A 6,770-nucleotide genomic window follows, 5' to 3' on the forward strand; every position below is an offset into this window, starting at 1 on the left:
GCGCGAGCCTCCCTGGACACCGCCCGCGACCGCGTCGCGGCACTTCGGCCCCCGGTCCTGCCCCGTGACGACGTCGCCGCCGCCTGGGAGCAGCTGGTCGCCTGGGTCGAGCAGGAGCGTCCGTCGGCAGCCGCGCGGGTGTCCACCGCCACCGAGGCCCGCCGCACCGCGGCGGACGCCTACCGAACCCGGTTGGCGGCGTTGCGCGAGGCACTGGGTGACCACGACGTCGACACGACCGGCCTGAACGAGGCAGGCGCCCTCCGAGACGCGTTCGTCGCCGCCCGGGCGACGGCCGGCAGCCGCCACGAGCGCCTGGTGGAACTGCGCGAGCAGACCGAGCGACGACGCGAGGAGCTGGCGGACACGCGGCGGCAGGCAGCGGTCGCGACCACGCTCGGACGCCAGCTCAACCGCAACAACTTCGAGAAGTGGCTGCTCGCCCGGGCCGTGAACCGGCTGGTGGTCGGGGCCAGTCGTCACCTCCACGACCTCACCCGCGGTGCCTACACGCTGCGCCTGGAGGCCGACGGCAGCTTCGGCATCGTCGACCACGCCAACGGGGACGAGATCCGCTCGGCGCGCACCCTGTCGGGTGGCGAGACGTTCCTCGCGTCGTTGAGCCTGGCGCTCGCCCTGTCCGACCACGTCGCCGACTTCGCCGCCGACGGCGCGGCCCGGCTCGAGTCGCTGTTCATCGACGAGGGCTTCGGGACGCTCGACGCCGCCACGATCGACGTCGTGCGCACCGCGCTGGAGGAGCTCGGCTCGACCGGCCGCATGGTCGGGGTCGTCACCCACGTGCAGGCGCTGGCCGAGCAGCTGCCGGTGCAGTACCGGGTGCGCAAGGAGTCCCAGTCCTCGGTCGTGGACCGCGTCGAGCTGTAGTCCGCCGGCCGTCCGGCAGCAGTGGCGTCGTGCACGTGCCAGACTCGGACTCCAGGCGTCACGAACGGGGGGCAACCGATGCACGCACGTGAACTCGGGGTGTCGCGGCCACCGCCGGTCGACGACCTCGACTGGGCGCCCGACCGGGCGGCAGCGCTGGGACACGACGCGGTCGACCTGTGGGAGGAGTTCCTCGAGCGCCTCCCGGACCTGCCGATTCATCGTGGCCGACCGACCGACGAGGTCGCCGCCGCGATGGCCTGGACCGTGCCGGACGCGCCCGACGATCCCGCCGGGCTGATGGCCGACACCCGGGACCTGGTCATGGAGTGGTCGATGTATCCCGGAAACGGGGGCTTCCTGGGCTACGTGTCCGGCGCCGGGACCGTGCCCGGGGCCCCCGCCGACCTGCTGGCCGCTGCACTGAACAACAACCTCGGGGGGTGGCGGCTCTCCCCGGGTCTGACCGAGCTCGAGCAGCGACTCCTGCGCTGGTTCGCCGACCGGTTCGGCCTGCCCGCGTCCGCGGGCGGCTACCTCACCTCGGGTGGATCCGCCGCCAACCACGACGCACTGGTGGTGGCTCGCGACGTCAAGGCGGGCTGGGACGTCCGCCGGGACGGCCTGCGCGGCGGACCACCGCTGCGGGTCTACGCCCCCGACACCGCCCACGACACCATCCAGCGGGGAGCCGACCTCGTGGGCCTCGGCACGCAGGCCGTCCGGTCGATCCGCACCGATGGAACCGACCACGTCGACGTCGCGGCGATGCGCCGGTCGATCATCGACGACCTCGCCGCCGGGGACCGGCCGATCGCCCTGGTCGGCAGTGCCGGGACGATCGGCACCGGCGCGATCGACGACCTGGAGGCGCTGGCGGACCTCGCCGACCAGTTCGACCTGTGGTTCCACGTCGACGGCGCCATCGGTGCCGTCGGCGCGCTCGCCGACCAGCTCGCACCCCGTTTCGGCGGGCTGTCCCGGGCGGACTCGATCGGGCTCGATCCACACAAGTGGCTCTACGTCCCGATCGCGTGTGGGATGCTGCTCGTCCGGGACACGACCCACCTCGCCAGCTCCTTCCACATCGACCCGACCTACACCACCGAGGACAAGGTCCGGATGGGCGCCGGCGTCGACGCCTACGTCCTGTCGCCGTTCTTCACGCGCCACGCGGCAGCGCTGAAGATGTGGTGGTCCCTGCGCGCGCACGGCTGGGACGCCTATGCCCGCCGCCTCGTGCAGGACTGCGTCCTCGCGGGCTACCTGCACGACCTCGCCGTGGCGCATCCCCGGCTCGAGGCGACCAGCGAGCCGGACCTGATGATCGCGACGTTCCGCTACGTCCCGGAGGACGGACGTGGCCCCGACGCCGTGGACGAGCTGAACCAGCAGATCATGGAGCGGCTGCAGTACTCGGGGCGGGTCTACCCCAGCAACGCGGTCATCGACGATCGCTTCGTGCTGCGGGCCTGCATCGTGAACTTCCGCACGGAGGCGACGCACGTCGAGTCGCTCGTCGACCTCGCCGTCGCCGCCGGCGACGACCTCGCCCGGTAGTCGCGACGGGCTGGATACGTTCGGGGCATGACGACACCTCCTGGTTCCCCGTCCGCTTCGACCGCCGGTCCCGGCACCGCACAGGCGCCACCCGACGACCTCCCCTCCACCCTCCGTGAGCTCCGCGCCAGTGGTTGGTCCGACCGCACCGTGCGCGAGGAGCTCCGAGCCAACCTGATCGCCCGGCTCCGCGCCGGGGACCCGCTGGTCGCGGACGTGGTCGGCTTCGAGCACTCGGTCCTGCCCGACCTCGAACGCTCGCTGCTCGCCGGCCACGACCTGATCCTGCTCGGCGAGCGTGGCCAGGCCAAGACCCGCATCGTGCGTCGTCTCGTCGAGCTGCTCGACGAATGGGCGCCGATCGTGGCGGGGTGCGAGCTGCACTCGTCCCCGGACCGGCCCCTGACCCCGCACGCCCGCGCCCAGCTCGCCGAGCACGGCGACGACACGCCGATCGCGTGGATCCATCGCGACCAGCGCTTCAACGAGAAGCTCGCCACGCCGGACACCGCGGTGGCCGACCTGGTCGGCGACGTCGACCCGATCAAGGTCGCCGAGGGCCGCCACCTGTCGGACGAGGGCACGATCCACTGGGGCCTGCTGCCACGCAGCAACCGTGGCCTGTTCGCCATGAACGAGTTGCCCGACCTGCCCGAGCGCATCCAGGTGTCGTTGCTCAACGTCCTGGAGGAACGTGACGTCCAGGTACGCGGCTACCCCGTGCGACTGGACCTCGACGTCGTGCTGGTCGCGACGGCCAACCCCGACGACTACACCAACCGTGGCCGGATCATCTCGCCCCTCAAGGACCGGTTCGGCTCGCAGGTGCGCACGCACTACCCCCACACGATCGCCGACGAGGTCGCGATCGTGCGCCAGGAGGCCACGCCCGGCCCCGCCGAGGTGGCCGTGGCGGTGCCCGACTTCATGGACGAGGTGGTGGCGCGACTGACCCACCAGCTCCGCGCCAACGACGAGATCAACCAACGGTCCGGCGTGTCGGTGCGCTTCACGATCGGCGGGCACGAGACGATGGTCGCCGGTGCCGTCCGCCGGGCGGTCCGGCTGGGCGAGTCCACCGCCGTGCCACGGATCGCCGACCTGTGGCCGCTGGTCTCGTCGGCCCAGGGCCGGATCGAGTTCGACACCCTCGACGAGGGTCGCGAGGAGGACATCGTCACGATGGCGCTTCGCCGGGCGATCCTCGAGACCTGGCGCGAGCACCTGGCCGGCGTGGACGTCGGCTGGTTGCTCGACCGCTTCGACGTCGAGGACTTCGCGGTCGTCACCGGCAGCCTGGTCGGGGCACGCGACCTGCTCGACCAGGTGGTCGGCGACGACACGTCGCGCCCGGACGGGCTGGTGGACGCCATGACCGCGCTGGGCGTGGCTGCCGAGGACCCCGGCGCCGCAGCCTCCGTGCTGGAACTCCTGCTCGAGGGCCTGCACCTCGGTCGTCGACTCAGCAAGGACGTCGACGCCGGGCTGGGCGACTGGCTGGGCGGCGACGTCGACGGGGACACGGTCTTCACGGCATGACCCCCGACGACCGCCCCGACGACCACTCCGAGGACACCCCCGAGGACATGGGCGACCACGCGTCCCAACACGTGGCGGACGGACAGGGACGCCCCGCTCCCCCGGCGCGCGCGCCCCGGCACCGCTACCACGGCTTCGACGGCCAGGACCCGTTCGCGAGTCGCCTGGACACGCGCGAGGTGCTCGACCGGATGAGCCACGACCTCCTCCAGGGCTTCACCGGGCGCGAGGCGCTCCAGCGCCTGCTCGACGAGGGATTCGGCGACGTGCGCGGGCTCGACGAGATCCGTCGGCAGATCGCCCAGCGTCGACGCGAGGCGTCCGAGACCGGCGCCGGCAAGATGCTCTCCGAGCTGGGCCGCGAGCTGGACGCCATCGTCGACCAGGAACGCGACGCCCGCAACGACGCCGGTGACCAGCTGGGCGCGATGGAGCTGGACCTGCTGCCGCCGGACCCCGCCGGTCGCATGGGGGCCCTGTCGGACACCGAGTTCACCTCTCCCGAGGCCGGCGAACGGTTCCGTCAGCTCAAGGACCAGCTGACCAGGGACCTGCTGGACGCGCAGATGGCCCAGCTGTCGGCCGGGATCGCCTCGGTGACCCCGGACGACCTCGCCCGCACGCGACAGATGTTGGCCGACCTCAACGAGCTGGTGGCCCAGCGCGAGCGCGGCGAGGAACCGGACCTCGACGCCTTCTACGCCGAGCACGGCGACTTCTTCCCGGACCGGCCCGACACCCTCGACGAACTGCTGGCCCAGCTCGCCGAGCGCATGGCAGCCATGTCACGGCTCCTGGCCTCGCTGCCACCCGAGCAGCGTCGCCAGCTGATGGAGCTGCAACGACAGGTCCTGGACGACCCCGACCTGCAGCTGGAACTGCTCCAGCTCGAGGACGCCCTCCGGGACCTGATGCCCAACCTGCCATGGGACAGCGGCGACCTGCGTGGCACGCCGGCCGACCAGTGGGATCCCTTCGCCGACGGCGTGGGCCGCCTGTCCGACGCCGTCGACCAGGCCCAGCGCCTGGGCGAGCTCGAGCAGCTCGAGGACGCGCTGGGTGGCCTGCACCCCGGGGCGACGCTCGACGACGTCGACCCCGAGGCACTGCGGCGCGAGCTCGGCGACGCGGCGGCCGAGGACCTGCGTCGTCTCCGGGAGGTCGAGCGTGCCCTGGAGGAGTCCGGCGCGATGACCCGGCGTGGCGGGCAGCTCGAGCTGACCCCCCGTGGGGCGCGTCTGATCGGCCAGCAGGCGCTGACCGACCTGCTCCAACGGGTCCGTCGCGAGCCGGCGCGTCGCAGCGTCGGCGCCGACCCGGAGCCGACCGGTGGCACCCGGCCGTGGGAGTTCGGCGACCGGGAGCCGATCGCCACCACCCGGACCGTCCACAACGCGGTGTTGCGGAGCGCGGGGGCGGGTCTCGACGGTCCGGTGCGGCTGCATCCCGACGACATCGAGGTGGTCGAGCAGGAGGTCCGGCCACGCACCGCGACGGCCCTGCTGCTGGACCTGTCGTGGTCCATGCCGCTGCAGGGTCACCTGGTGCCGGCCAAGCGCATGGCACTGGCCCTGCACGCCCTGATCACCGGCAAGCACCGCCAGGACTCGCTGCACCTGGTCGGCTTCTCCGACTACGCCCGCCGGCTCGAGCCGGCCGACCTGTCGGCCACGGGCTTCGAGCGGGTGTACGGCACGAACATGCACCACGCGTTCCTGCTCGCGCGGCGGATCCTGCTCGACGACCCCCGACCGGTCAAGCAGGTGATCATGGTCACCGACGGCGAGCCGACGGCCCACCTCGAGCAGGGTCGGTCGATCTTCAACTGGCCGCCGGTCCCCGCCACCCTCGAAGCCACCCTGCGCGAGGCCACGCGGCTGGCCCGGTCCGACATCTCGCTGGACGTCTTCCTGCTCGAGGACGCGCACGGGCTGGTGGCGTTCGCGGAGCGACTCGCAGACATCACCGGCGGGTCGGTCACCCACCTGCAGGGCGAGGCACTCGGGCGCCACATCGTCACGGGCTACGAGCGGTACCACGACGCCTGGTAGGTGTGCCGATCAAGCCTCGCGCGGTTCGCCGACCATCCCCGCACGATGGGCCACCACGGTCGCCTCGCCACGCGACGAGACCTCGAGCTTGGCCAGGACCCGTGACAGGTGGGTCGCCACGGTCCGGTGCCCGATGCCCAGTTCCTCCCCGACCCGCTTGTTCGTCCAGCCGAGCGCCACCAGCGACAGCACCTCGGTCTCGCGGGTCGTGAGCAGGTCCGCCAGGTCGTCGGCGAGGACGTCCGTGAGCTCGTCCGAGGACGCGGCCTCGACGGGTGGCTCGGCGGCTCCGGCCGACGCCACGGTCGCGCGGACCTCGACCAGCAGCGACACGGCATCGAGCCGCTCGGCGATCGCCTCCGCCTCGGACAGCGCCGCACGGGCCAGGTCCTGCTCCCCCGCCGCCAGGCGTGCCACGCCCTCGTGCCACGACGTCACGGCCAGCATGGGGGCCCGGCCGAGCCCACGCCATGCGTGCCGCGCCTCCGCCCACGCCGGTCCCGCACCTGCCGACTGCCCCAGGGCGCGCGCCGCCACCGTCGTGCGCCATGCGTCGACGACCGGCTGGCCGGCACCCCGCGCCAATCGTCCCCGGAGCTCGTCCGGGTGCGGGATCCCGTCGTCGCGCTCCAGGTCCTCGACCGAGGTCGCACGGACCAGCGCGTCGGCCAGCGATCCGATCTCGTCGTCGGAGGCCACCACGCCGCCCATCGCCAGGGCCCTGGCGGCGTG

At 72.8% G+C, this 6,770-nt stretch carries 5 protein-coding genes; 4 read left to right on the forward strand and 1 reads right to left on the reverse strand.

The genetic code is table 11. The annotated features are described in order from the left end of the window. The 4 genes from KR546_RS18680 to KR546_RS18695 form a co-directional block, all read left to right on the forward strand. Positions 1-888 (forward strand): SbcC/MukB-like Walker B domain-containing protein (locus KR546_RS18680; RefSeq protein WP_274388385.1); only part of this gene is annotated, 888 nt, incomplete at its 5' end. 78 nt (positions 889-966) lie between these two features. Further along, a complete protein-coding gene (locus KR546_RS18685) occupies positions 967-2,448 on the forward strand; it encodes a pyridoxal phosphate-dependent decarboxylase family protein (RefSeq protein WP_238446238.1) in 1,482 nt (493 codons plus the stop codon). Positions 2,449-2,475: 27 nt separating this feature from the next. Next, positions 2,476-3,987, forward strand: coding sequence for a sigma 54-interacting transcriptional regulator (locus KR546_RS18690; protein ID WP_274388386.1), 1,512 nt, complete (start codon positions 2,476-2,478; stop codon positions 3,985-3,987). Next, the gene (locus KR546_RS18695) at positions 3,984-6,038 is read left to right on the forward strand and encodes a vWA domain-containing protein (protein WP_238446240.1); all 2,055 of its coding nucleotides are present in this window, start codon (positions 3,984-3,986) and stop codon (positions 6,036-6,038) included. The genes KR546_RS18690 and KR546_RS18695 overlap by 4 nt, the downstream gene beginning before the upstream one ends. 9 nt (positions 6,039-6,047) lie before the next feature. Here the strand turns inward: KR546_RS18695 and KR546_RS18700 are convergent. Then, positions 6,048-6,770 (reverse strand): helix-turn-helix transcriptional regulator (locus KR546_RS18700; RefSeq protein ID WP_238446241.1); only part of this gene is annotated, 723 nt, incomplete at its 5' end.

Source organism: Salsipaludibacter albus (genome assembly GCF_019798055.1).
Lineage (GTDB): Bacteria > Actinomycetota > Nitriliruptoria > Nitriliruptorales > Nitriliruptoraceae > Salsipaludibacter > Salsipaludibacter albus.